We start from the raw sequence: 24,464 nt of genomic DNA on the forward strand, positions 1-24,464 counted from the left end.
GCCGTTCAGTCTTTCGCGTCACCCTTTGGCCCGAGAAACCGCGCATAGACCTCACCGACAATACCGCGCCGGAAAACCAGCACGCAGACCATGAAGGTCAGGCCGGTGGCGATGGTCACCGGAAAGTTCGAGGTGGCGAGCATGTTTTCCAGGCCGACGACCAGACTGGCGCCGATGATCGGCCCGGCCATGGTGCCGATGCCGCCGAGGAGCGTCATCAGGATCACCTCGCCCGACATCTGCCAGGTGACGTCGGTGAGCGTGGCAAACTGAAAAACGATCGCCTTGAGCGCGCCGGCCAGCCCGGCCAATGTTGCCGACATGACGAAAGCCGCCAGCTTGTAGTTGGCGACGGAATAGCCCAGCGAAATGGCCCGGCTCTCGTTTTCCCGGATAGAACGCAGGATCATGCCGAAAGGCGAGTTGATGATGCGCCAGATGGCGAACACGCCGATCAGGAAGACCGCCAGCACGAAATAATAGATGTTCATCGAGACGTTCAGGTCGAGCATTCCAAGCAGCCTGCCGCGCGGCACGCCCTGGATGCCGTCCTCACCTCCGGTGAACGGCGCCTGCACGCAGAAGAAGAAGAACATCTGCGACAGCGCCAGCGTGATCATGGCGAAATAGATGCCTTGCCGGCGGATGGCAAAGAAGCCCATCACAAGGCCGAGCAGCGCGGCACCTAGGACACCGAGCAGGATGCCCGCTTCCGGTGGCCAGCCCCAGACCTTGACCGCGTATGCGGTGAAATAGGCCGCCCCGCCGAAGAATGTCGCATGGCCGAAGGACAACAGCCCGGTGTAGCCGAGCAGAAGGTTGAACGCGCAGGCAAACAGCGCAAAGCACAGCATCTTCATCAGGAAGATCGGATAGACGAAGAAAGGCGCCACCAGCAGCGCCAGGATGCCGAGCCCGACCAGCGCCCATTCAAGCCGTGCCGAATTCTTGGCACGCGTCTCGCGAAGTGTCAGTTCGGCCATCTCAGGCATCCCTTCCGAACAGGCCGGCTGGCCGGACCAGAAGCACGATTGCCATGATGACGAAGACCACCAGATTGGAGGCTTCGGGATAGAAGACCTTGGTCAGGCCTTCGGCGAGGCCAAGCATGTAACCGGTGACGATCGCCCCGAGGATCGATCCCATGCCGCCGACCACGACGACGGCGAAGACGACGATGATGAGGTCAGATCCCATCAGCGGGCTCACCTGATAGATCGGCGCGGCGAGAACCCCTGCAAGTCCGGCAAGAGCGGCGCCGAGGCCGTAGGTGAGGGTCAGCAGCAACGGCACGTTGACGCCGAAAGCCTGCACCAGGCCGGGGTTCTCCGTCGCCGCGCGCAGATAGGAGCCCAGCCTGGTCTTCTCGATCAGCGCCCAGGTGCCGAAACAGACGACCATCGAGGCGACCACCACCCAGCCGCGATAATTGGGCAGGAACATGAAGCCGAGATTGGTTCCCCCGGAGAGCAGCGGCGGCACGGAATAAGGACTTCCCGATACGCCATAGTAGTAACGGAACACCCCTTCGAGCACGAGCGCGAGGCCAAAGGTGAAAAGCAGCCCGTAAAGCGGGTCGATGCCGTAAAGCCTCGACAGCGCCAGGCGCTCGACCACGACGCCGAAGCCGCCGACGATCAGCGGCGACAGGATCAGAGCCGGCCAGTAGCCGATGCCGAACCGGGTGAGAAGCAGGTACCCGACGAAGGCGCCGAGCATATAGAGCGCGCCGTGGGCAAAATTGATGACGCGCAACAGGCCGAATATGACAGCCAGGCCCAGGCTCAACATTGCGTAGAACGAGCCGTTGATGAGGCCGACCAGCAATTGGCCGAGGAATGCCTGAACGGGTATCCCGAAGATCATCGTCATGGCGCCATCATACACCCAGCACTTCATGCAGCAGCGTCATGCGATCCGGCAGTTCGCCGACCGGAAAGCCCGCCACGACCTTGCCGTGCTCCATCAGGTAGAAACGGTCGGTGACGCGGCTGGCAAAGCGGAAATTCTGCTCGACCAGCAGGATCGTCATGCCGCGCTTTTTCATCGTCGCCAGCAGATCGCCGATGCGCTGCACAATGACCGGAGCCAGGCCCTCGGTCGGCTCATCGAGAAGCAGCATTTTCACGCCGGTTCTGAGCATGCGCGCGATCGCCAGCATCTGCTGCTCGCCGCCCGACAGCCTGGTGCCCGGGCTGTTGCGGCGCTCCTTCAGATTGGGGAAAAGATCGAATATTTCCTGCACGCTCATGCCGCCCTCGGCGACGATCGGCGGCAGAACCAGATTCTCGTCCACGGTCAGCGTCGCAAAGATGCCGCGTTCCTCCGGCACCAGGCCGATGCCTTGATGCGCGGTCCGGTGCAATGGCAGGCGCATCAGATCCTTGCCGTCGAAAAAAATCTGGCCGGTCCGCTGGCGGATCAGCCCGATAATGGCGCGCAATGTCGTAGTCTTGCCGACGCCGTTGCGGCCCAGCAACGTCACAGTTTCACCTGGAAAGACCTCAAGATCGACGCCGTGCAGCGCATGGCTCTCGCCATACCAGGCGTTGAGGCCGCGGACTGCGAGAAGCGGCGCGGCGTCACTCATCGGCGGTGCCCATATAGGCGATCCTCACCCGCTCGTCGCGGCTGACCGTGGAGTAGTCGCCGGCGGCAAGGATTTCGCCGCGCTGCATGACGGTTATCCAGTCGCAAAGATCGGCTACAACAGTCAGATTGTGCTCGACCATCAGCACCGCACGCTCCCTGGCGACCGAGCGGATGATGTCGGAAACCGTGCGCACATCCTCGTGCCCCATGCCGGCCATCGGCTCGTCGAGCAGCAGCACTTTCGGGTCGAGCGCCAGCGTCGTGGCGATCTCGAGCACGCGTTTCCTGCCATAGGAGAGATCGGCGGCGGGCCTGTTCTTGGCATCGTCGAGGCCGACCGACCGCAAAAGCTCCTCGGCGCGCGGCGTCAATCGATCGAGCGCAGACAGCGAGCGCCAGAACTGAACGCTGAGCCCGCCCGGCCGCTGCAGCGCAACACGCACATTGTCGAGCACGCTGAGATGTGGAAACACCGCCGAGATCTGGAACGAGCGCACCAGGCCCATCCGCGCGACCTTGGCCGGCGAGGTGCGGGTGATGTCGTGGCCGAGCAGTTCGATCCTGCCGCTGGTCGGCGGCAGGAACTTGGTGAGCAGGTTGAAGACGGTGGTCTTGCCGGCGCCGTTGGGTCCGATCAGCGCGTGGATGTTGCCGTGGTAGAGGTCGAGATCGACATTCCTGACCGCAACAAAGCCGGCGAAGTCACGCCGCAGGCCGCGGGCGGAAAGCACCACCCGCGGCCGATCCGGTTCAGGCGGCGCCATCGGTCCGCCAATCACTCGCCTGCCATGGGACAGCCGCTCTCCTTGGGGCTCAGAAACGCCTCGTTACCGGGGATCGTAGCGAGCGGTTTGTAATAGTCCCACTCCTTGGTGCTCTCGCTCGGCGACTTGACCTGATAAAGATACATGTCATGAACCATGTTGCCGTCGGCCTGCACTTTGCCGTTTGCCGTAAAGACATCGTTCACCGGCATCGCATGCAATTCCTTTGCGACCGCCTCGGTTCCATCGGTGCCGGCTTTGTCGATCGCCTTCAAATACTGGGTCACCGCTGAATAGGTGGCGGCCTGGATCATATTCGGCATGCGGTTGGTGCGCTTGAAGAAGCGCTGGGCGAACTCGCGACTCTTGTCGTCGCGATCCCAGTAGAAACCTTCGGTCAGCACCACGCCTTGCGCCGCCTCGAGACCGAGCCCATGCACCTCGGCCAGCGTGAACAGAAGTGCTGCAAGCCGCTGACCACCCTGCACGATACCGAATTCGGCCGCTTGCTTGATCGAGTTGGAGGTGTCGAGGCCGGCATTCGCCAGGCCGATAACCTTGGCGCCCGACGATTGCGCCTGCAGCAGGAAGGATGAATAGTCGGTCGAGCCGAGCGGGTAACGCACCTCGCCAACCACCTTGCCGCCATGGCTCTCGACGAACTTTGCGGTCTGCTCCTTCAGCGAATAGCCGAATGCATAATCGACTGTGACGAAGAACCAGCTGTCGCCGCCTTGCTGGACGAGAGCGCCACCAGTCCCCACTGCCTGCGAATGCGTGTCGTAGGCCCAGTGGAAGCCATAGGGCGAGCACTGTTTACCGGTTAGCTCGGTGGTCGCGGCGCCGGTGACGATGTCAATTTTTTTCTTTTCCTTGGAAATTCCCTGGACGGCGAGCGCCACCGAGGAGGTGGTCAGTTCCATGATGGAATCGACCTGTTCGGTGTCATACCACTGCCGCGCAATGTTGGAGGCGATGTCCGGCTTGTTCTGGTGGTCGGCGCTGACGATCTCGATCGGCGAGCCTTGTACCTTGCCGCCGAAATCCTCGACCGCCATCTTGGCGGCCTCGACCGACCACTTGCCGCCGAAATCGGCATAGACGCCCGACTGGTCGTTGAGAATGCCGATCTTGATCTTGCCGTCGGAAATCTCGGCGGCTGCGGCAGGCATCGCGGTCGCTGCCAGAAGCGCGGCCGAGACCAGGTACGATATCTTCATTGGTGACTTCCTCCCTTATGGTCGACAACCGAGCAACATGTCGGCGGCAGCCTGCTGCAGCACGAAGAGTGGCCTCCCACATTCCGTCCTCGCCGGCGCAAAATCACGCAGCGCTGTACGGCCGCCGTCCTTCAAATCGTAGCATCGCTCGGCAACGCGAGAACAGTTACTTTAGTATTAGGCATCCGCGATGCCCGGCCGCCGAAGCGCAACATAGCGCCGGATCGTGCGGAGTCCAGATCGGCCTCTATTCTCGCCGAAGCAATGATCACGGCTGACGGTCCGGATATCGTTGAACGAGAATTCCCTCGTCAACCGCCGGCTGGATGATGGCAAGCAACCAGGCGGCCCTCGCCAATGCTTTGGAGAAGCGGGCGCTCGCTGCGGCAGATCGGGGTGGCAGCTGGGCAACGGGTGTGGAACCGGCACCCCGAGGGTGGGTTCATCGGGCTGGGCAGATCACCCTTGAGCACCAGCCGGCCGCGCCGCGCCCGGTCGATGCTGGGTATCGGCACGGCGGAACGCAGCGCCGCGGTGTAATGATGTCTGGGCGCCGCAAAGACCTCGTCGGTCGGCCCGCTCTCCACGATTGACCCCAGATACATCACCGCCACACGGCTCGAGATTTGACGCACCACGGAAAGATCGTGGGCGATGAACACATAGGTCAAGTTGAACTCCTCGCGCAGGTCGGCGAGCAGATTGACGATCTGCGCCTGGATCGACACGTCGAGCGCCGAGACCGGCTCGTCGGCCACGATCAGCCGTGGCCGCAGCGCCAGCGCGCGGGCGATGCCGATACGCTGGCGCTGGCCGCCGGAGAATTCGTGCGGGTAGCGCGATGCGTGCTGGGGCGACAAGTCGACCCGGCGCAGGAGCTCGGCCACGCGGTCCGCCATTTCCGATGCCGAGAGGCGTTCATGGATGCGGAACGGATCGGCCAGCAGATCGCCGACCCGCCGGCGCGGATTGAGCGAAGCGCTGGGATCCTGAAAGACCATCTGCATCTGCCGCCGCAACGGACGAAGCTGGCGCTGGGAGGCGTCGCTGATGTCGCGGCCCTCGAATTCCAGCGACCCCGAGCTGATTTCGGTCAGACGCACCAGACACCGGCCAAGCGTGGATTTGCCGCAACCGGACTCGCCGACGATGCCGAGGGTCTCCCCGGGCCAGATGTCTAGCGACACCGTATCAACCGCATGCACGGTCCGGCGCTGCGCCGGGAAGATCGAGCGGCCGACGCTATAGCGCTTCGACAGGTCGCCGGCACGAAGCAGCGGACGTTCGCGTGGCATGGCATTCATCGTTGCATCTCCACCACGCCGCCAGGCCTCTGGGCAGCGAATTGTCTGCGCGTAGGCTCCGGCAACAGGCACGCGGCGCGATGGCTCTCGCCTTGCATGATCGGCAGTTGAACCAGACAGGCGTCGTGGCGAAAGGCGCAGCGGGGGCTGAAGGCGCAGCCTTTCGGCAGGTTGGAGAGCGACGGCGGAATTCCCGGAATGGCAGCGAGCCGGGCTGGACGTGGTCCCTCCATCGGCGGGATCGAGCCGAACAAGCCCCATGTGTAGGGATGCAGCGGCGCCCGGAACACGCTGCTCTTGCCGCCCTCCTCGACAAAGCGTCCGCCATACATAACCAGTACCCGGTCCGCGACTTCGGCGACGACGCCAAGATCATGCGTGACCAGGATCACAGCGGAACCGAACTGGTCGCGCAATCGTCCGATCAGTTCGAGGATCTGCGCCTGCACGGTAACATCGAGGGCTGTAGTCGGTTCATCCGCGACGAGCAGCGCCGGGTTGCACGAGAGCGCCATGGCAATCACCGCGCGCTGGCGCATACCGCCGGAAAGCTGGTGCGGGTAGCTGTCGATGACCCGATCCGGATTTGCGATGCCGACCGCATCCAGCAATTGCACGGCCCTCGCCCGTGCCGCTTTCGCCGACACCTTTTCATGCGCGCGGACCTGCTCGCCGATCTGGTTGCCGATCGTATGCACCGGGGTGAGCGCAGACATCGGATCCTGGAAGATCATCGCGATTTGGCGGCCGCGGATGGCATCGAGCGCACGCCGCTTGAGCCCGATCAGCTCCTGTCCCATGAAACGGATGGAACCGGAGACGATAGCGTTGGGGCTGTCGATCAACCCCATAATGGCGAGCAAGGTCTGGCTTTTGCCCGAACCGGATTCGCCGACCACACCGACGATCTCGCGCTGCTCGACGGAGAACGAAACACCTCCCACCGCCCGCACCAGGCCTTCGTCGCTGCGGAAGGAGACAGTGAGGTCCTTGACCACCAGAAGGGGAGCATCAGCCGACATTGCGCGCCCTCGGGTCGATTATGACGAAGACGACGTCGACGACGAAGTTTGCCATCACCACGAAGAAGGCGGCGTAAATCACCGTGGCCAGGATCATCGGCAGATCGAGGGTCTGCAGCGCCTCATACGTCAGTTTTCCGACACCCTGCAATCCGAAGACCACTTCGGTCAACAGCGCGCCGCCGCCGACCAAGGCACCGAAATCGAGGCCGAACATGGTGACGAATGCGACCAAAGAGGTCCTGAGGCCATGATGCAGCAGCACCCGGCGTTCGCCGATCCCCTTGGCCCGGGCGGTGCGGATGAAATCCTCCTGCATCATTTCGATCAGGCTTGCCCGCAGCACCCGGCCGTAGAGGCCGACATAAAGGGTTGCCAGCGTGAACCACGGAATGACGAGCGCCTTGAACCAGCCCCAGGGATTCTCGGTCAGGGGGATGTAGCCGAGCGGAGGAACCCAGGAAAACAGCCAGTTGTCGTGCCAGCGGCTTTGCGTCAGCAGGTTGGCGACCTCGCCCAGCCAGAAGACCGGGATCGACACACCTACCAGGCTCAGGATCATCAGCGCGCGATCAATGAATGTACCGCGCGTTGCGCCTGCGATCACACCGACGATCAATCCGCCGAGCACCCACAGCACTGCCGCGCCGCCGACCAGCGACAGCGTCACGGGAATGGCGCTTATCACGGTCGGAATGACGCGCTGCCCGCGATTGACGAAGGAGGTGAGATCGCGGCTGACGAAAAGCCGGTTCATCATCAGCCCATATTGCACCGGCAATGGCCGGTCGAGACCGAAATCGTGGCGCACCTGGATCAGCGTCTCTTGCGAAGCATTGCGGCCAGCAATGCGCGCCGATGGATCAGCGCCAGGCGTCGCAAAGAAGATCAGGAAAGCGACGACGCTGATACCGAACATAACCAGCACCATCTGGCCAAGCCGGAAGCCGAGCGCGGCAACCACTAGACGCCCCTCGGCGAGGATTTCGGATCGAGCGCGTCGCGCACGCCGTCGCCCAGAATGTTTAGAGCCAGCACCGTGATCACAATGGCTAGCCCCGGCGCCAGTGCCACGACCGGCCGCGAATAGAGCAGGCCCTGGCCGTCCTGGATGATCGTGCCCCAGCTGGCATCCGGCGGCTGCACGCCGATCGACAGGAACGACAGCGAGGATTCCGTCATCATGTTGAGCGCCAGGATCAACGGCACGAAAACGATGATGCGGGTCACCACATTGGGCATGATGTCGCGCAAAAGGATGCGCCAGGGCGATGCGCCAAGGCCGATCGCAGCGGTGACGAATTCGGCATGCATTAAGGTCAGGACATGGCCGCGGATCGGCCGCGCCACATAGGGCACATAGACGATGCCGATGATGAAGACCGGTAGCCACAGGCTGCCGGAGCGGATTTCGAACGGACCGATCTGGATACTCTGCGCAATCAGCACGATCGACAATGAAATTGCCAACAGGAAAATCGGAAAAGCCCAGAGCACGTCGAGAATGCGCGACAGGCCGATGTCGACGATGCCGCCGAAGAAGCCGGAAACGACCCCAAGGAATGTCGCGAGGACAAGGCACAGCACGGCTGCAGCACCCGAGATCAACAGCGAATCCCGTCCGCCGTAAAGCAGCCGCGCCGCGACGTCACGGCCCTGGTTGTCGGCACCCAGCATATAGGGTCCGATGCGCCAGGTCGGCCCGACCGGCGTCATGCCGAGGCCAAGGCCTTCGGTGGAGGGCTGCAGCACCGGCTGGGTCACCCCATCGACGACGATCTCGCCATTGAGATTGGTCACAAATGGATCGGTGCCGGAGACGTATCGCGCATAAAGCGGCGCCGCGAGCGAGGCGATCACGATGACGACGAGCACGGCGAAGGCAGATATTGCCGAACGATCGCCTTTCAGCTTGCGCCAAGCGGTGCGCCACGGGCCATCGGTGGCCCGGCGAACCGGGATGGCAGGCTGATCCGCAATGACATTGACCATGAACAGGATTGCCTGGGAAAAATCGCGGCCTGGAAGATGCGCTGATCCGCCGGAAAAGGAAATGCGACGGAGAGCCAGCGGCACTCCGTTGCATTGGCTCCGGTCGGCTATTCCACCCAGGACTGGCTGACAATCCAGTAGAATTGCGGGCTGAAGGTGAAGTTCTTCAGCCTGGAAGAGATCACATCGACGCGCTTTGGCGTGAACAGGACAGCGACCGGAGCCTTGTCCGTCACAGCCTTGTCGATGGCGGTCCAGAGTGTCGCGCCCTTGGCCGGATCGGCGATGGTGGCTGCCTCTGCCTCATCCATCGATGCGTCGATCGACTTGTCGCAGAACCCCGAAATATTGACCGAGGCGTCGGAGCCCGGCGTAAACGAGGCACAGCTGAACAAGACCTGCAGGAAATTCGATGGCGCCGGGTAGTCCTGGAACCATTGCGAGATCGAAATCTGCACCTTGTTATTGGTGTTCTGGATGTAGGTGAACTGTATGTTCTGCGAGATCGGCTTGACCGACGTCTTGTAGCCAAGCTGGTTGAGCACATCCTGCAGGTAGACGCCGATCGCTTTGGAGACCGTGGTGTCCTCGGTGATGATCGTCACCTCCTGACCTGCGGTTCCCGATTCAGCGACCAATTGCTTGGCCTTGTCCATATCCGGTGCTGACCACTTCTCGCCTGGATTGGCGGTGAACGGGCAATAGGCCGCAAATGACGGGAAGCCCGGTGGCAGGATCTGGCAGGCCGGCTGCGCCAGATTGCTGCCGCCGAACAGCTTGACGATCGCGGCGCGGTCGATCGCGAAGTTCACTGCCTGGCGAACGCGGATGTCGTTGAACGGCGCCAGATTGGTGTTCATCGGCGCGTACCACATCGCTGTCAGCGGATGAACCGTGACCTGCTTGGCATATTTGGTGCCGAGTTCAGCGAGACGGTCGGACGGCGGCGGGTCGAACATCCAGTCCGCCTGGCCGTTCTCGACAGCGGTCACCGCCGCCTCGTCGGTTAGGCCGAATTCGTAGTCGATCTCGTCCGGATATCCGGCCGGCTGCGCTTCCTTGCTCCATTCCTTGAAATGAGGGTTGCGCACAATCTTCATCAGCTTGTTGGGATCGTAGCTGGCGATCATGTAGGGTCCGGTGCCCGGGATCGGATCGGTGCCGGCGTCCTTCGGCGGCGCGCTCGCCGGCAGGATCGACGCATGCGGAACAGCCAGCTTCTGCAGGAACTCGGCATCCGGCTGGACCAGATTGAAGGTAATGTTTCCGGCGGCGTCGTCGACTGACAGGCCACCTTCGAGGGTACACGTCGCAGGCGTCTTCAAGCACGCATCCGCGCCGACGATGCCTTTGTAGAAGGTCCCGGCCGTCGGCCCGCTGATCTTGAAGATGCGTTGGAACGAAGCCACCACGTCCTTCGTGGTGACATCCGAGCCATCCGCGAATTTGATGCCCTTGCGCAGCTTGAAGACGTAGGTCTTGCCGCCGTTCTCGACCTGCGGGAGGCTTTCCGCCAGGTCCGCGACGACTTCGAAACCGGTCTTGTCCCCGGCCTTCTTGTAGGTCACCAGGCCATCGTAGAGGACATAATTGATCTGGAAATACTGCAGCGTGTAGTTGATGTGCGGATCGGCGGTGCCTGCCGCGGCATTGGCCAGCAGTCGGAGTGTGCCGCCTGGCTTGCCCTCGGTGGCCAGGGCACTGTTTGCCGGCGACATCATGGACACGCCGAGCAGAGCCAGGCAGGGCATCAACGCTGCAAATGCTTTTTGGGGTCGCATATTTGTTCCCTCATGGAGGCGTCTCGGCTTTTGCCGCGCTGAGCCCGGTCGATCGACCATTGCGCGGCTGAAACAGTCTGGGTTTGCGAACGGTGTCCGCTACTTGGCCCAATCGCAAAAGACTACGGCGAGCGAAGCCGGACGGGATAGCTATTAAGATAGATAGGGTCGGACAGGCTTATCCCCGCCTATTTGTTGAGCAGCCGGCCGACATGGCTATTTGACAAGCAATCATCAGCGGGTAAGCTTGCCCGATGCAAAGCCTTCCAGGCGATCTAGAGAGCCGGTTCCAAACCGGAATGAGCATCGACGCTGCCATGGCGGTGGCAACGGAGGTGCTGGAGCCTATCGGTTTCACCGCATTCATCTACGACTATACGCCCGTGCCGGTCAGTCACAAGGGCGAGCTTATCACGCCCTCGTTGATGGCTCTGCGCAACGTGCCGCGCGACATGCAGGATCTCTGGTGCAAGGGCGGATATTATCAGCTTGACCCGGTGCAGGAGGCCGCGCTCACCGTATCGAGACCGTTTCTCTGGTCGCACAGCGGCGTTCAGAGCACCGTCATGCAGCGCGTGCTCCAGTCCAAGCACGATCCTGTGGTCAGCTATTTGCTTGACACCAGGATGACCTGCGGCGTCACCGTACCCATTCGCCTTGCCGGCGGCGATCTCGCCACCTTCACTGCGATCCGTGCCGATCCGGAGGCCGGGTTCGAGCTCGAAGCCAGACCCTTGATCGCCGAGATCGGAGATCTGGGTCATCTGCTGCATGACTCCGCCTACGCCGGTTTCGACGCCGGAATCCGCACCTGCCAACATGTCCATCTGACGTCGCGCGAACGTCAGTGCCTGCGCCTGGCCGCTGCCGGACTGACGGCCAAGCAGGTTGCGCGTGAGATTGGCCGCGCGGTGCCTACCGCAACGCTGCACCTCAACGCGGCGACGCGAAAGCTTGGCGCGCGCAACCGCTTCCATGCCATCGCGCTCGCCGCCCATTACCGGCTGCTCGAACCGGAGCATTGAGGCTCGCGACCTGCGGGCGATCGGCCTTGCCTCGGGCGAACCCATAACCGGCGAACCTATAAATAGTGCTAGCTGTAAATGCGCTGGGCCGCTTAGTACCGTCGGCCGCAAACAAGGCTTGGGAGGGGTGCACCAAAGTGGCTCCTGCCGCGCCATGATGCGGAGCTTGGACTGTGACGGCACATGCGATCACCGAAGGATTTAGCGACTACAAGGGCTATCGCACCTGGTACCGTGTGACCGGGGACATCGGGTCGGGCAAGGTGCCCCTGGTCGTCGCTCATGGTGGACCGGGCTGCACCCACGACTATGTGGACTCATTCAAGGAGCTTGCCGGAACCGGGCGAGCCGTCATCCACTACGATCAGATCGGCAACGGCAAATCGACCCATCTGCCGGACAAGGGCGGCGACTTCTGGACCGTCGATTTCTTCCTGGGCGAACTCGATGCGTTGCTCGCCCATCTCAGCATTGCCGGCCATTATGCCCTGCTCGGCCAGTCCTGGGGCGGCATACTCTCGGCCGAGCACGCCGTGCGCCGCCCTGAGGGGCTGAAGGCATTGATCCTGGCCAATTCGCTGGCCTCGATGGCGCTGTGGGTGGAAGGAGCCCGGCAATTGCGCGCCGAGTTGCCAGCCGATGTGCAAAGTGCGCTCGACCGGCACGAAGCGGCGGGAACCACCGATCAGCCCGAATATGTTGCGGCGACGAAGGCTTTCTACGACCGTCATGTCTGTCGCGTCGTTCCGATGCCGCCAGAGGTCGCCCGGACATTTGCGGCAATCGAGGAAGATCCGACCGTCTATCACACCATGAACGGTCCGAATGAGTTCCACGTCATCGGCACGATGCGGAACTGGACCATCGTTGACCGCCTGCATCGGATCGAGGCGCCGACCCTGGTTTTCCGCGGCTTCTACGACGAAGCGACCGAGGCCTGCGTCCAGCCCTTTCTGGATCTTATCCCGTGCGTTGAAGGCCTGGTCTTCCCGAATTCCAGCCACATGCCGCATGTGGAGGAAAAGCACGACTGCCTCAGCGCCGTCGGGCGCTTCCTGGCCAAATACGATTGACGTTCCAGCACCAGGCCATCTGTTCCAACGGATCGTCGACACGACGCAGTCGTCGTGAGGCAGGTTCAGAAAACCTCGAACCGTCCCATTTCTCCGCCGACGCACATTGCTATGCCTCGGTGATGGCGACGCCACGCTATGTGGATGTCTCGCAAAGGCCTGCAGGGTCGTCCGATGAGGCCAAATCACGGGCAGAATGCCAGATCACGGACAGCATAAAGGAGCCCATTCGAGCGCCTTTTCCATTGCCCGCGGAGGCGAAGGCCTAACGTTGCGGCGCAGATTGGCATGTCGCCGGCATGGCCGCAATCAGCCTGCCATCCCCTGAACTGGCATCCCGTCGCTGAAAAACCTGACGGATACGGAGGACCAAGTTGCCGGTGGGTACGGAAAGTATCGGACCCAAAGTTTCGCCAAGCAGTTGCAACCGAATTCATTAGCCGGCGTTAAAGTGCGGGTGATCTAGCGGGGCATGGGGAGGCTTTCATGCAGACGTATCTCGTCGAGCGTATGGACGGCGACGATGTTATCTCGGTGCGCGTTGTCAACGCGCCGAGTCCGTTCAGAGCCGCAGCTATGATGACGGGCGGGCGTATTACCTTCCGAACGTGGGAAAAGGATTGGATCCGCGTGACCGACGAAAATCGGGGACAGATCTATGCCTATTGTTTCGTCCCCGGCAGCTATTCCGACACCGAAACATCGGCGGTATCGTCCGGAAGAACCACCGAATAGGCAATATGCCTGAATAGCGGCAATTCCATCTTCGACCCCACCTTGGTCTTCGAGCCCGCCTTGGCATGTGTCCGTGTCATGCGCACCACAACAGCCAGCGAGCCCGGCATGATTGGCTCTGCCGGCGGCTTGCGAAACAGGCGAAGTGACTAACCAAGCGTCATTGAGCGAAGATCGGGGCATCATCAGAATGATCGATGAAAAGATTGGGGCGGGGGGCGATAAGTGACCCTAATCTTAGCGTAGGCAACTCATGTCTTCGGCATATTTGGGATCAGAAGTCGCGGATCAGGATCTAGCGGTGGATTGTCAGACAACGACCTCGGATAATTGGTCAAGTGTCCCACAATACGCACTGGATCAGGGTGGTCCCGTACTGCGCCCATTTCAAAGATTGGGCGTCGATTTTACCAACATTGCGGCCTTCGATCACCTGAGAAATGTCGTCCGCCAGTACCCCGACAAGCTTGCAATCAGCGACGGCGCCAATCGTCTGACCTATTCCCAGCTCCTCCGGTCAGTCGAGACGCTGTCCCACCAGATCGCGGCGGCCGTCCCAGACGGACAGGCGATAGGGATTCTTCAGGCCAACTCGGCCTGGTATCCCATTGCCATGCTGGCAAGCATGACGGCTGGGCGGCCTTCGGTGCCACTCAACGCGCGAGATCCTAGCTCGCGTATCCTTGAAATCGTGGCCGGGGCGCGGCTCTCGGCTGTCCTGGGCGAGGGCAATGTCCGACCCGATGGTTTGCCTCACCTGGTCAATTGGATCGATGTGTCGACCAGTGCGGCCTCGCAGGCTGGGCAAGTGCCTCGTTCTTATTCCGTCTCGGTCGATGCGCCCGCCATCGTGCTTTATACGTCAGGGAGTACGGGCCGGCCCAAAGGCATCGTTAACAACCAGCGCAGCTTGCTGTGCCGGGTCCAGCAATATGTCGATGCGTGCCACATCAACTCGGATGACGTTTTCCTGCCATTGACCGGACCGGCCACAATCGCCGGGTGCCGGGAGATTCTTGCTGCTCTTCTCACCGGCGCCACCTTGCATCTGGTCGAAGTCGAAGCGGTCGGCTTGCGCGCCGTTCAACGCCTGGTGCGATCCGAAGACGTGACAATCACCTATCTGGTGCCGGCACTGCTTCGCGCGCTTATGGCAGACGGACCTGCAGAAGCGTTCCATTCACTCAGAGTCGCCCGGATCGGTGGCGAGAAGGTGCCCTGGACCGACATCGCCCTGCTGCGCAAGGCCGTCTCCGATACGTGCCTTATCCAGATCGGTTATTCGTCAACCGAGACCACCGGCTCGCAATGGTTCCTGCCGCGAGACTGGCCAGAGCATGGAGATTCGGTTCCAGTTGGCTGGCTGCTGCCTGGAATCGCCTTCGCAATTGTCGACGAAGCGGGCCGCCGCGTTCAACCGGGCCGCAGCGGAGAGCTTCTGATCAGGAGCCCGTATGTCCTGCTTGGCCATTGGGAGGAGGGGGCGGTTGTGCCGGCAACATCAGACCCGCACGATCCAGGCCTTCGGATTTTCGCGACAGGTGACCTCGTTCGACTTGATGATCAAGGCCTACTGCACATCGTCGGTCGCAAGGGGCGCCAGGTAAAAATCAACGGTCGACGCGTCGAGCCAGCCGAACTCGAACGGGTGCTGCGTTGTGCACCCTCTGTCGCGGATGCCGTGGCAATCGTCACGGCCGCGAATGAGCTTGTCGCCTTTGCTATTCCTCGGCGCTCGGCCGAAGCGACCTTTTCGGACGAGCTTCGCCAGCTTGTCAGGACCAATCTGCCGCCGCCGCTGCGTCCCTTGCGGTTGCACACGATCGCCGAGATTCCGCGTCTGCCGAGCGGCAAAGTCGACATCACGACACTTGCAGAGATGGATCTTTCAGCCAGAGAGACAGCGGCGACCGCGCGTCCGCTCGAGCCGCAAGGCAAGCTGACCGCGCAGCAGGTCGTCCAGCGGGCATGGACCAGCATTCTCAATACGCGCGTAGCGGCAGGACGCTGGGATGACGCCGGAGGAGATTCGCTAAAGCTGCTGCACTGCGTCATGGAAATCGAAAGCGCCATCGGGCAGGAACTCGGCCTTGAGGCCTTCACCGTCGGGATGAGCCTGGAGCAAATGATCAAGGCGGTCGTGTCCGCCCAGGCAGGCGATCAAAGCGCGCGCGCCCAGAAGCACGACCCTCCCATTCTTTTTCTGTTCCCCGGGTCCGTCGGCTATGGCCCGAGCCTTGCTGCCTTTGCAGCAGCGATGGGCAAGGTGACCCGTGTTGCCCCGATCAGGTATCCGGCCCTGGCTATGATACTGCGCGGACAAGACAGCCTCGCCGATATGGCCGACGCCGCCGTCGACCAGATCCGCCGCGCCCAACCCTCGGGCCATGTACGACTTCTCGGCCATTCGCTCGGCGGCGCTGTTGCCTTCGAAGTTGCGGCGCGGCTGCTGGCAGCGGGGCGAACCGTAAAGTTCCTCGGCATCCTCGACACCAGCCTCGTCGGGGAGCGAAGCGCCCGCTGGGAGACGTTTACGCGCACAGTCAATCGAATCCGAACCAACCGCGTGTCCGCTTACCGGATGGCTTGCCGCGCCCTCGCGAAAGTTGCCGTGGCAATGAAGCGCGAGGCACAACTGGTCCAGTTTCTCGACCGCTTCGCTCAAGGACAGTTCAACGCGACGAGCTTTAGAACCAAACTAGAACTGCAAGAGGTTTTGCGCGCGCAAGCCTTCTTCCAGTGGGTGGCCGAGCCAAAGCCGGCTCTGCCGATCACAGGCACCCTGTTCCGCTGTGCTCGACCCGGAATGCCTCTGGCAATCGGCTGGGATAACGTCTTCGCCCATCTGGACGTGATTCCGATCGTCGGCAGCCACATCGATCTGGTTGTAGAGCCTCACCTTACCACCAATCGTCCCCTTATCGAGAAAGCGGTGGCGAAAACCTATTCGCCAATCGAGTCTCGCAAACTGGAGTACAAGCCATCGACCTGATCTCATCATTCGGCAAAGACGCCCTGGTGCTCGACGCTGGCGCGGAAGTCGATCGCATCGTCCAGATCTTGCGCCAGCAGGTCCTTGGCACGCTGCGACGTCGAGGCGTGGTTGTCGGCCTCTCAGGCGGCATCGACAGCTCCGTCGTTGCGGCGTTGTGTGTTCGCGCCTTTGGGAAAGGCAAGGTCCTCGGGATATTCATGCCGGAGCGCCATTCCTCCGGCGACTCACTGAGGCTCGGCCGCATTGTCGCCGCACACCTTGGTATCGAAACGATCCTGGAGGATATAACGCCGGCCCTGGAAGCGACCGGCGCCTATAGACGGCAGACCGAAGCAATCCAGACCGTCGTTCCCGAATATGGGGACGGCTGGAAATGCAAGCTGGTGCTCGCCTCGGTTCTCGAGAGCAACGGTCTCAACATCACGCGCCTCACGGTTCAGGACCCCGAAGGCAGGACCGACACAGTGCGCCTGCCGTCGGCAGCCTATCTGCAGATCGTCGCTGCAACCAACTACAAGCAGCGCCTGCGCAAGATGACCGAATACTACCATGCCGACCGCCTCAACTACGCGGTAGCGGGCACGCCGAACCGCCTGGAGTACGACCAGGGCTTCTTCGTCAAGCAGGGCGACGGAATTGCCGACCTGATGCCAATCGTCCACCTCTACAAGACCCAGGTCTACCAATTGGCCGAATATCTCGGGGTGGACGAAGAGGTCCGGCGCAGACCGCCCACCACGGACACCTTCTCGATGGCGCAGAGTCAGGAGGAATTCTACTTCGCGCTTCCTTATTATCTGATGGATCTGTGCCTCTACGGCTTGAACCATGGGATCGCCGACGAAGACGTCGCTGAGGCAACCAGCCTCACGGTGATGCAGGTCCAGAAGGTTTTCAAGGATATCGACAGCAAGCGGCGCGCCGCACGTTATCTTCACGCGCGGCCGTTGGTGTCCTCTTCAATGGGCGAGGGCTAGGCGATGTGCGGCATCGCCGGAATTGTGTCGCTGAGCGCCGCAGCGGCGCCCCCTTCCCGGGATGCGCTGATACGTATGGCGGGGGCGCTGGCGCATCGCGGCCCGGACGAGCGCGGGCTTTACCGGGACAGATGTGCAGGATTGGCGCATGCCCGCCTGTCCGTCATCGATCTCGCAAGCGGCCAGCAGCCACTCGCCGGCGCGGGCGACACGATGTGGATCGTCTTCAACGGCGAAATCTTCAATTACGTCGAGCTGCGACAAGATCTGGTCGCGCTCGGTTATCGCTTCCGCACACGCAGCGACACCGAGGTCATCGTCCATGCCTATCATGCCTGGGGCGAGGCCGCCTTCGAGCGAATGAATGGGCAGTGGGCAGTCGCCATCTGGGACTCCGTGGCAGGTCGTCTCGTCTTGTCTCGGGATCGGTTCGGCATCTGCCCGCTGCACTTTTGCGAGCATGGCGGGCGGCTTTACTTCGCCAGCGAGGTGAAGGCCATTTTCGCGGCCGATGCGGATATACCCCGCGCCTTCGATCCAGCCGGCATCGATCAGACTTTCACACTCTGGACTGTCGCACCGCCACAAGGCGTGTTTGGAGGAGTAAGCGAACTCACGCCGGGGCATGTCCGCATTTATGACAGCGGCGTCGTCCGGGAGCGGGCTTTTTGGAAGCCTGACTATCCAGAGGTTGACGGACCCGGCGATGATGAATTCACCGGCTCGCTTGATGACGCGGTGGAGGAAGTGCGCAGCGCCCTGGAAGCCGCGACGGCGCTCAGGATAGTACGCGCCGACGTGCCGGTCGGCTGCTATTTGTCCGGCGGGCTCGACAGCTCGCTGGTCGCCACGCTGGGGAGACGCTTCGCGGGCGAGCGCTTCCAGACCTTCTCGCTGCGTTTTGCCGACGCCGAGTATGATGAGACGCATTTCCAGCGCCTGGTTGCCGGCGTGGCCGGCAGTGACCATCATGAGGTGGTTGTTTCGCGCAGCGATATCGCTGGCATCTTCCCTGAGGTGATCTACCACACCGAGCGGCCAATCCTCAGGACCGCGCCGGCGCCGCTGTTCCTGCTCTCGAGACTGGTGCGCCAGCATGGCATCAAGGTCGTGCTGACCGGCGAAGGGGCCGACGAAATGTTCGCCGGCTACGATTTGTTCCGCGAAGGCAAGGTCCGCCGCTTCTGGGGACGCCAGCCCGCCTCGACGCGACGCTCGCGGCTGCTGGAGCGCCTCTATCCCTATCTCAGCCGCTCGCCGGTACAGCAGCAGGCGATGGCACGCCAGTTCTTCGGGCGCGACATCCACGCCTGTGACGCGCCTGGTTTTGCGCATGGCACGCGCTGGCGAACCACAAGCGCCATCAAGCGGCTGTTTTCGGCAGACATGCGCGCCCAAACGGAGCGCCATAACGCCGTGTCCGAGCTGCTTGCCCGCCTGCCGCCGGAGTTTTCGCGATGGGGCTCTCTTGCGCAGGACCAGTATATCGAGATTCAGACGCTGATGTCGGGATACCTGCTTTCCTCACAAGGGGACAGAATGCTGATGGCTCATTCCGTCGAGGGGCGCTTCCCGTTCCTCGATCATGAACTCGTGAGACTCGCGAATTCGCTTCCGGCCGCCTACAAGCTGCGCGTGCTCGATGAAAAGCATGTGCTGAAGCGCGTAGCGCAACCGATCGTGCCGTCGGAAATCGTCACCCGCAAGAAGCAGCCTTACCGGGCTCCCAACGCGCTTTGCTTTGTCGCAGATGGCGCTCCGGCCTACATTCGCGAAGCACTTTCGGAGGCGGCGCTGCGCGAAGCGAACGTCTTCGATCCCAAGTCGGTTACCCGGCTCTTGAGCAAGTGCCAGGCCAGCGCCGGCGGCGGCGACCTGTCCAACTCCGACAATATGGCGCTGGTCGGAGTGCTGTCGACGCAGCTTCTCCATCGGCAATTTATCGCGAGCCGTCCAAGTGGGGCCCGCACGCTCAAGCTCAGCATCGATATCGACCGCGAACACCGCGAAGAGGTGCTCGCATGATGCATGGCGCCGTACCGCTCCTGCACGACTATCTCACCCACTCTGCCAGCCGGCTCGGCGAGAAGGTGGCCCTGGTGTGCGGCAATCAACGCGTCACTTATGGCGATCTCGATATGCGTTCGAACGCCATAGCGCACCATTTGACCGATGCCGGAATTGCGCGTGGCGATCGCGTGGTGGTCTTCGCCGACAACACTGTCGAGGCCGTCGTTGCGTTCTGGGCGGTGCTCAAGGCCAACGCCGTGGTGTGCATCGTCAATCCGCTCACCAAAAGCGACAAGCTTGATTATCTGCTCAACGATTGCCGCCCGACGGCACTGATCACCGACAAACACCTGCACTCGATTTTCAGCGAGCCGGCGCGGAATTGCCCATCGTTGCGCCGCATGATCGTCTCCGGGCCGATCGAACACAGCGACCTGCAAGAATTGCCGCATGCTGTGCGCTGGGACGCCGCGGTCGCGGCAGCCCGCAGCACGCCGCCCTGGCGCCGCTGCATCGACATCGATCTCGCTGCGATCATTTATACGTCCGGCTCGACGGGCGAGCCCAAGGGCGTGATGCTGACGCATCGAAACATGATCGCCGCGTGCGCCTCGATTTCCTCATACCTGGCGCTTGCCGAAGACGAGGTGATCCTCAATGTCCTGCCGCTCGCCTTCGACTACGGTCTTTACCAGATGATCATGGCATTCGGCGCGGGCGCCCGGCTGGTGCTTGAGCGCTCATTCGCCTTCCCGGCGCAGATCCTTGGGCTGATCAAGCAAGAAAGGGTGACGGGTTTTCCCGGCGTACCGACCATCTTCGCCGCACTCGGGGAGCTCAGGTCTCTCAGGGATCAGGATTTTTCGAGTATTCGCTACGTCACGAACACTGCGGCCGCCCTGCCGCTCAAGCACATTCTCCTGCTGCAGGAACTGTTTTCTGGCGCCCGCATCTATTCGATGTACGGCCTTACCGAATGCAAGCGCTGCACCTACCTGCCGCCGGAGGATCTGGAGCGAAAGCCGTCGAGCGTCGGGATCGCCATCCCCAATACGGAAATGTGGATTGTCGACGAGCATGACAGGCGGGTCGGCCCCGGCATCGTTGGTCAGCTCGTCATCCGCGGAGCGACGGTGATGAAGGGCTATTGGGGCAAACCGGAGGCGACAGCCAGGAAGCTCAAGCCCGGCCCGCTGCCGGGTGAGCAGGTCCTATACACCGGCGACTACTGCCGGATGGACGCCGAGGGCTACCTCTACTTCGTCGGTCGCGGCGACGAGATCATAAAATCGCGCGGAGAGAAGATAGCGCCGAAGGAGGTGGAAAACGTGTTGATGAACATTGCGGGCGTACGGGAAGCCGCGGTCATCGGCGTTCCGGACGAACTGCTCGGGCAAGCAGTGAAGGCATTTGTCGTGATGGAGCAGGGAAGCATGATCGGTGAAAAGCAGTTGCAGAAAGAGTGCCAGAGACGGCTGGAAAACTTCATGGTTCCGAAGTCCATCGTCATCGTACCCAGTCTGCCGATGACCGACACGGGTAAGCTCAAAAAAACGGCCCTGTCATGAGTCGGTACCAGGGCGAAGTTGATCAGCATTCATCTTTTGTACCGGAGGCGAAATAAATGTTATCTACCAAGGATAGAACCGATACCTGCAGCGAACAAATTCGCGCTTTCCTAGCCTCGAATTTCTATATAGCCGATCCCGAGAGCCTGGAGAGCGACACCTCGCTCCTCGACCAGGGCATCGTGGACTCGACGGGTGTGCTCGAGGTTATCGGCTTCATCGAGGAGACCTTCGGCATCACGGTCGAAGACAGCGAGCTGCTGCCGGAGAATCTCGATTCCATCGAGGGAATTGCGCAATACGTCATGCGCAAGAGAAACTGACGCAAGAGAAACTGATTTCCGAAATCTCGCGCAACTCTGTTTCAACTTCCCGGCCGTTTCTAGCCGCGACAGCGCGTCTACCTGCCGCGGCTGCGATGCTTACGCCTGCGCCCTCGTATGTCCCACAACCACCCTGACCTCACCGGCCTGGTTGGTGACTGCCCGGATACTCTCATAGGCCTTGGAACGCTCGAGCAAACTCATGACCTGCCGATCCTGGCCAAGCCCCACTTCGAAAAGCAGGATGCCTCCGCGCCGCAAATAGCGCGGCGCCTCCTTGAGCACCCGCATGTGGATGCTCAGGCCGTAGGGGCCGGCTGCGAATGCTTCACGCGGCTCGAGCTCGACCAGATGCGAACGGTCGCCCTCGAGCCGTTTTTCCGAAATGTAGGGCGGGTTGCAAACGATCACGTCGATCGTGCCGTCGAGCTCCAAGCCTGAGAAGGCGCTGAACAAGTCGCCCTGAAGCACCGTTACCCGGTCCTCGATTTTAAGATGGGTGACGTTGCGGCGCGCGACCTCCACGCATCCGTCGGTAAGATCGCTTGCCCACACGCGCGCGGTGGGAGCGTGGTGCGCGATGGCGCACGCCAGATTGCCCGCCCCACAGCACATGTCGACAACGCGAGGCACCGGCAGGTTCAGTTGGCTCAGGACATCGAGAGCGGCCTTGCCGAGCAGTTCCGTTTCCGGCCGAGGAACAAGCGCACCGGGCGAGACCAGCAACTGCAATCCCATGAAGGTGCTGCGCCCCCTGCCGTAGGCATCGGCAACATTGATCTCTTCGCTCACGACACTCGCCTCCCCGATTTAGCCGGCGTTGGTGGCCGACGTACCGATGAAGTGTATCTCAAAACCGTTTAACTCTCGATCGACAAAATCAAAACCCATCCGTCGCCAGACGCTTTGAAGCCTTGATGCTACAAAGATGATCATAAGCTTCTGCCGGGTGTCATGATTAGGAATATCTCCTTACCTGACCCGGTTATCCCCAGCCTGGCGAGCCAGTTGCCGAATTCTCAGCCTGGCGTCACGATTTTGCTACATTTTAATCAAAGAAGGCACGTATGTAAGCAATTCGTAATGTTCAGCAGCGGGGCGGGGCTGCTGCTTCCCGGAAGGTTAAAGTTTGTCCCTCATCGAAAGAATCGACGAGATTGCGCGGCAATTTCGCGTCAACGAGCGCACATCATGAAGTCGACCAAAGGGCGCTCGCTCGATCTCCGCTCCGCAATGTTCGGCTGTGTGCACGGCCTCGTCGGCGTAGGCGTTTTCTCGGCATTGATAAATATCCTCGCCTTGACCGGCTCCGTCTACATGCTCCAGGTCTATGACCGCGTGCTGCCTTCGCAGAGCGTGCCGACTCTTATCGGATTTACAGTCGGGATGCTGGGACTTTACGCGGCCTATGGGCTCCTCGATTTCGTGAGGCTTCGCCTGTTGGTCCGCATCGGCAGCCGCCTGCATAGAAATCTGCAGCAAAAAGCGTTCGCAGCCTCGCTTTCCCTGCCCCTCGTCGCCGGGCCGGATGCGAACCGGGTACACCCGCTTCGTGATCTGGACCAGCTACGTGGCTTTCTTTCCGGGCTCGGGCCGACAGTCTTGTTCGACGCTCCCTGGATACCATTTTATATGGTGGTCATCTATCTGCTGCACCCCGCGCTTGGCGTGCTGGCAACGCTCGGCGCATGTGCCGTTGTGTTTTTGACGGTGGTTGCCGAGATCATCGGCCGCAAACCAGCGGCTCGTGCATCTGAGACACTCGTAGCGCAGCGGCTTCTGGCCGACTCCGGCCGCCGCAACGCAGAGGTTGTTCAGGCGATGGGCCTTTCCGCCCCGCTTAGCCGGCGCTGGAACGAGGTCAGTCATCTTTATCTGAAGAACCAGGAACGGCTCTCCGACGTCGTCGGCGCAGCAAGCTCACTGTCGAAGACGCTCCGAATGGCCCTGCAATCATGTGTGCTGGGGCTTGGTGCCTACCTTGTGATCGGCGGCGAGGCCTCGCCCGGCGTGATCATTGCATCGTCCATATTGCTGGGCCGCTCGCTGGCACCGGTCGATGTGGCGATCGCAAACTGGAGAGGGTTTCTGGCAACCCGCAAAAGCTATTCCGAGCTGGCGGCAGCCCTGGATGCTTTTGATAGCCAGCAAGAGCCAATGGAACTGCCCGGCCCGAAGGCTGAGCTTGCGGTCGAGGAATTGACCGTCGCGCCACCAAGCCTGCAGAAGCCCACCATCTTCAATGTAAGCTTCCGCTTGGCGAGAGGCGCAGGGTTGGCGGTCGTCGGCCCGAGCGGCTCCGGCAAGACCACGCTCGTGCGCGCTTTGGTCGGCGCATGGAAGCCGCTTCGTGGCACGGTAAGATTGGACGGCGCCTCGCTCGATCAGTGGAACTCAGAACTGCTCGGCATTCATATTGGCTACCTGCCGCAGGACGTTGAGCTGTTCGACGGGACGATCGCCGACAACATTTCGAGGTTCGGCGGTAAAAGCGACGCAAAAGGCGTGCTGGCAGCTGCCAAGGCTGCGGGCGTGGACAAGATGATCATGCGTCTTCCGCAGGGTTTTCAAACACGCATCGGAGAAGGCGGCGCGGCCCTTTCGGCTGGGCAGAGGCAGCTCGTCGGGCTTGCCAGGGCACTTTACGGCGATCCATTCCTCGTCGTTCTTGACGAACCAAATTCCAATCTGGATGCAGACGGTGATGCTGCTTTGGCCGGCGCAATCCTGGCAGTGCGTCGGCGCGGCGGTATCGTGATCGTCGTTGCGCATCGCCCCTCCGCTCTCGTCAACATCGATCAGGTACTCGTCCTGTCGAACGGGATGCTCCATTCGTTCGGCTCGCGCGAAGACGTTCTGGCAAATGTGGTCCGGCCCTTCCCGCGCCCGGACAAGCCAAACATTGTCGTTCCGCTGCAGCACGGTGCAAGCGGGCATGCGTGAGGTATTGCTTAGTGTCTAACGTGACCATGTCGTCATATGCTGCGGTTGGCGGCGAAGGCCCGCCGACCGGGCAGAAGCCGCAGCCGGATGGGATTCGAGCCAATCTACCCTGGGGTACTCTGGTCCGGAGCCTAGCAGCA

General features: G+C 61.6%; 20 protein-coding genes. 9 read left to right on the forward strand and 11 right to left on the reverse strand.

Translation table 11 applies throughout. From position 1 onward, the window contains the following. Window positions 1-5: 5 nt before the first annotated feature. The 10 genes from NKH90_RS24200 to NKH90_RS24245 form a co-directional block, all read right to left on the reverse strand. On the reverse strand, window positions 6-983 hold the full coding sequence (locus NKH90_RS24200; protein ID WP_352501368.1) for a branched-chain amino acid ABC transporter permease: 978 nt from the start codon (window positions 981-983) through the stop codon (window positions 6-8). A gap of 1 nt (window position 984) precedes the next feature. Beyond that, window positions 985-1,872, reverse strand: coding sequence for a branched-chain amino acid ABC transporter permease (locus NKH90_RS24205; protein WP_352472487.1), 888 nt, complete (start codon window positions 1,870-1,872; stop codon window positions 985-987). Window positions 1,873-1,879: 7 nt separating this feature from the next. Further along, on the reverse strand, window positions 1,880-2,590 hold the full coding sequence (locus NKH90_RS24210) for an ABC transporter ATP-binding protein (RefSeq protein ID WP_352472486.1): 711 nt from the start codon (window positions 2,588-2,590) through the stop codon (window positions 1,880-1,882). Continuing rightward, window positions 2,583-3,356, reverse strand: coding sequence for an ABC transporter ATP-binding protein (locus tag NKH90_RS24215; protein WP_352472485.1), 774 nt, complete (start codon window positions 3,354-3,356; stop codon window positions 2,583-2,585). Before NKH90_RS24215 ends, NKH90_RS24210 begins: the two co-directional genes overlap by 8 nt. Window positions 3,357-3,367: 11 nt before the next feature. Then, window positions 3,368-4,576: an ABC transporter substrate-binding protein gene (locus NKH90_RS24220; protein WP_352821408.1), complete on the reverse strand. Its 1,209-nt coding sequence runs from the start codon at window positions 4,574-4,576 to the stop codon at window positions 3,368-3,370. A gap of 311 nt (window positions 4,577-4,887) precedes the next feature. Continuing rightward, on the reverse strand, window positions 4,888-5,880 hold the full coding sequence (locus NKH90_RS24225) for an ABC transporter ATP-binding protein (protein WP_352472483.1): 993 nt from the start codon (window positions 5,878-5,880) through the stop codon (window positions 4,888-4,890). Then, window positions 5,877-6,902 (reverse strand): ABC transporter ATP-binding protein, encoded by a 1,026-nt coding sequence (locus NKH90_RS24230; RefSeq protein WP_352472482.1) that lies wholly within the window; start codon window positions 6,900-6,902, stop codon window positions 5,877-5,879. The genes NKH90_RS24225 and NKH90_RS24230 overlap by 4 nt, the downstream gene beginning before the upstream one ends. Next, a complete protein-coding gene (locus tag NKH90_RS24235) occupies window positions 6,892-7,866 on the reverse strand; it encodes an ABC transporter permease (protein WP_352541714.1) in 975 nt (324 codons plus the stop codon). The genes NKH90_RS24230 and NKH90_RS24235 overlap by 11 nt, the downstream gene beginning before the upstream one ends. Next, window positions 7,866-8,894 (reverse strand): ABC transporter permease, encoded by a 1,029-nt coding sequence (locus tag NKH90_RS24240; RefSeq protein ID WP_352449667.1) that lies wholly within the window; start codon window positions 8,892-8,894, stop codon window positions 7,866-7,868. The genes NKH90_RS24235 and NKH90_RS24240 overlap by 1 nt, the downstream gene beginning before the upstream one ends. 107 nt (window positions 8,895-9,001) lie before the next feature. Further along, window positions 9,002-10,675, reverse strand: coding sequence for an ABC transporter substrate-binding protein (locus tag NKH90_RS24245; RefSeq protein ID WP_352472480.1), 1,674 nt, complete (start codon window positions 10,673-10,675; stop codon window positions 9,002-9,004). A gap of 299 nt (window positions 10,676-10,974) precedes the next feature. Here NKH90_RS24245 and NKH90_RS24250 point away from each other — a divergent pair, with 299 nt between their 5' ends. From NKH90_RS24250 to NKH90_RS24285, 8 genes are all read left to right on the forward strand, one after another. Continuing rightward, the gene (locus NKH90_RS24250) at window positions 10,975-11,700 is read left to right on the forward strand and encodes a LuxR family transcriptional regulator (RefSeq protein ID WP_245274646.1); all 726 of its coding nucleotides are present in this window, start codon (window positions 10,975-10,977) and stop codon (window positions 11,698-11,700) included. 173 nt (window positions 11,701-11,873) lie between these two features. Then, entirely contained in the window at window positions 11,874-12,773 is a 900-nt protein-coding gene (locus NKH90_RS24255; protein WP_352472479.1) for a proline iminopeptidase-family hydrolase, read from the forward strand. A 486-nt stretch (window positions 12,774-13,259) separates the two neighbouring features. Next, entirely contained in the window at window positions 13,260-13,508 is a 249-nt protein-coding gene (locus NKH90_RS24260; protein ID WP_352472478.1) for a hypothetical protein, read from the forward strand. A gap of 253 nt (window positions 13,509-13,761) precedes the next feature. After that, window positions 13,762-16,500, forward strand: coding sequence for an AMP-binding protein (locus tag NKH90_RS24265; RefSeq protein WP_502898871.1), 2,739 nt, complete (start codon window positions 13,762-13,764; stop codon window positions 16,498-16,500). Continuing rightward, window positions 16,497-17,480, forward strand: coding sequence for an NAD(+) synthase (nadE, locus tag NKH90_RS24270; protein ID WP_352472523.1), 984 nt, complete (start codon window positions 16,497-16,499; stop codon window positions 17,478-17,480). The genes NKH90_RS24265 and nadE overlap by 4 nt, the downstream gene beginning before the upstream one ends. Before the next feature lie 3 nt (window positions 17,481-17,483). Next, window positions 17,484-19,505 carry an asparagine synthase (glutamine-hydrolyzing) gene (gene asnB, locus NKH90_RS24275; RefSeq protein ID WP_352821417.1) on the forward strand — a complete coding sequence of 674 codons (2,022 nt, stop codon included), beginning with the start codon at window positions 17,484-17,486 and terminating at the stop codon, window positions 19,503-19,505. Next, the gene (locus tag NKH90_RS24280; protein WP_352821420.1) at window positions 19,502-21,058 is read left to right on the forward strand and encodes a class I adenylate-forming enzyme family protein; all 1,557 of its coding nucleotides are present in this window, start codon (window positions 19,502-19,504) and stop codon (window positions 21,056-21,058) included. Before asnB ends, NKH90_RS24280 begins: the two co-directional genes overlap by 4 nt. A 56-nt stretch (window positions 21,059-21,114) precedes the next feature. Further along, complete coding sequence (locus NKH90_RS24285; protein ID WP_023675628.1) at window positions 21,115-21,381, forward strand: acyl carrier protein; 267 nt, start codon at window positions 21,115-21,117, stop codon at window positions 21,379-21,381. 99 nt (window positions 21,382-21,480) lie between these two features. Here the strand turns inward: NKH90_RS24285 and NKH90_RS24290 are convergent, their stop codons facing one another. Continuing rightward, window positions 21,481-22,173: a N5-glutamine methyltransferase family protein gene (locus tag NKH90_RS24290; RefSeq protein ID WP_352472474.1), complete on the reverse strand. Its 693-nt coding sequence runs from the start codon at window positions 22,171-22,173 to the stop codon at window positions 21,481-21,483. 399 nt (window positions 22,174-22,572) lie between these two features. Between NKH90_RS24290 and NKH90_RS24295 the strand changes: the two genes are divergently transcribed. After that, window positions 22,573-24,324 carry a type I secretion system permease/ATPase gene (locus NKH90_RS24295; RefSeq protein WP_352472473.1) on the forward strand — a complete coding sequence of 584 codons (1,752 nt, stop codon included), beginning with the start codon at window positions 22,573-22,575 and terminating at the stop codon, window positions 24,322-24,324. Window positions 24,325-24,464 lie beyond the last annotated feature (140 nt).

Source organism: Mesorhizobium sp. M0898 (assembly GCF_040319695.1).
Lineage (GTDB): Bacteria > Pseudomonadota > Alphaproteobacteria > Rhizobiales > Rhizobiaceae > Mesorhizobium.

Coding starts and splice junctions, on each gene's coding strand:
- NKH90_RS24215 (WP_352472485.1), bottom strand. CDS start 3,356: ATGGCGCCGCCTGAACCGGATCGGCCGCGGGTGGTGCTTTCCGCCCGC.
- NKH90_RS24220 (WP_352821408.1), bottom strand. CDS start 4,576: ATGAAGATATCGTACCTGGTCTCGGCCGCGCTTCTGGCAGCGACCGCG.
- NKH90_RS24285 (WP_023675628.1), top strand. CDS start 21,115: ATGTTATCTACCAAGGATAGAACCGATACCTGCAGCGAACAAATTCGC.
- NKH90_RS24205 (WP_352472487.1), bottom strand. CDS start 1,872: ATGACGATGATCTTCGGGATACCCGTTCAGGCATTCCTCGGCCAATTG.
- NKH90_RS24280 (WP_352821420.1), top strand. CDS start 19,502: ATGATGCATGGCGCCGTACCGCTCCTGCACGACTATCTCACCCACTCT.
- asnB (WP_352821417.1), top strand. CDS start 17,484: ATGTGCGGCATCGCCGGAATTGTGTCGCTGAGCGCCGCAGCGGCGCCC.
- NKH90_RS24225 (WP_352472483.1), bottom strand. CDS start 5,880: ATGAATGCCATGCCACGCGAACGTCCGCTGCTTCGTGCCGGCGACCTG.
- NKH90_RS24265 (WP_502898871.1), top strand. CDS start 13,762: ATGTCTTCGGCATATTTGGGATCAGAAGTCGCGGATCAGGATCTAGCG.
- NKH90_RS24295 (WP_352472473.1), top strand. CDS start 22,573: ATGAAGTCGACCAAAGGGCGCTCGCTCGATCTCCGCTCCGCAATGTTC.
- NKH90_RS24250 (WP_245274646.1), top strand. CDS start 10,975: ATGAGCATCGACGCTGCCATGGCGGTGGCAACGGAGGTGCTGGAGCCT.
- NKH90_RS24200 (WP_352501368.1), bottom strand. CDS start 983: ATGGCCGAACTGACACTTCGCGAGACGCGTGCCAAGAATTCGGCACGG.
- NKH90_RS24260 (WP_352472478.1), top strand. CDS start 13,260: ATGCAGACGTATCTCGTCGAGCGTATGGACGGCGACGATGTTATCTCG.
- NKH90_RS24230 (WP_352472482.1), bottom strand. CDS start 6,902: ATGTCGGCTGATGCTCCCCTTCTGGTGGTCAAGGACCTCACTGTCTCC.
- NKH90_RS24210 (WP_352472486.1), bottom strand. CDS start 2,590: ATGAGTGACGCCGCGCCGCTTCTCGCAGTCCGCGGCCTCAACGCCTGG.
- NKH90_RS24245 (WP_352472480.1), bottom strand. CDS start 10,675: ATGCGACCCCAAAAAGCATTTGCAGCGTTGATGCCCTGCCTGGCTCTG.
- NKH90_RS24240 (WP_352449667.1), bottom strand. CDS start 8,894: ATGGTCAATGTCATTGCGGATCAGCCTGCCATCCCGGTTCGCCGGGCC.